1 pseudogene is annotated in these 692 nt (G+C 62.8%); it reads right to left on the reverse strand.

Annotation, left to right across the window (positions count from 1 at the left end):
• Positions 1-692: pseudogene (locus tag JTI98_RS21200) on the reverse strand (type IV secretion protein Rhs); the annotation flags it as partial.

Consider the following 692-nt stretch of genomic DNA (forward strand, 5'->3'; position numbering starts at 1 on the left):
GGCGTATCCGGCGCTCGTCTTTCTCTGTCAGCCTGCCGTGTTCGTCATAATGATAAAAGTTATCCACATCCTGGCTGATGCGGTTATCCCGGAAATGGTCCGGCAGCATCGGGTATTTATCCCGCTGCGCTGTCCGGTTGCCCGCCGGGTCGGTGAACGTCCACTGCGCCAGGTCGTGGTGGGGCGACTGAATATGTGTACCGAGGAGCCTCCCGGCGTCGCCGTACTGATAATCCCGCTGCTCATGCTGCCCGCTGATGCGGACAAGCTGTCCGCCGCTGTTCCAGGTGTAGTCGCGGTTAAGCTGAAGAATGCTGAGGTGATGGCGCTGTAGCTGACCGCCCGGCGTGTATGCCGTGGTCAGGTCGTATTCGCCGAAGCGGCGCTGCGTTTCCCGGTGCAGGCGGTCGCGGGTGAACTCAACCAGCGGCGTGTCGCCGAGCTTCATGCCGGCCAGATACCCGCTGCCATACGTGAGCCACGCCACCGGGGGAAGGGCGTCCGGTGTCACGCGGTCCGGCAGTCCCTTATCGCTGTAATCGTGCCGGGTGGTGTGCTGCCACAGCAGSKCWYYCGTYTCSGGRTGMTGCACCGTCTGGCGTTCAAGGTTCATCCGTCCCTGTTTATCGTACTCATACTGCACGGCGACGCGGTGGCCGTCGCTGAGATGGCTGACTTCGGTCAGCCAGCCG

Origin of the sequence: Citrobacter sp. MGH 55 (genome assembly GCF_016906145.1) — a bacterium.
Lineage (GTDB): Bacteria > Pseudomonadota > Gammaproteobacteria > Enterobacterales > Enterobacteriaceae > Citrobacter_A > Citrobacter_A amalonaticus.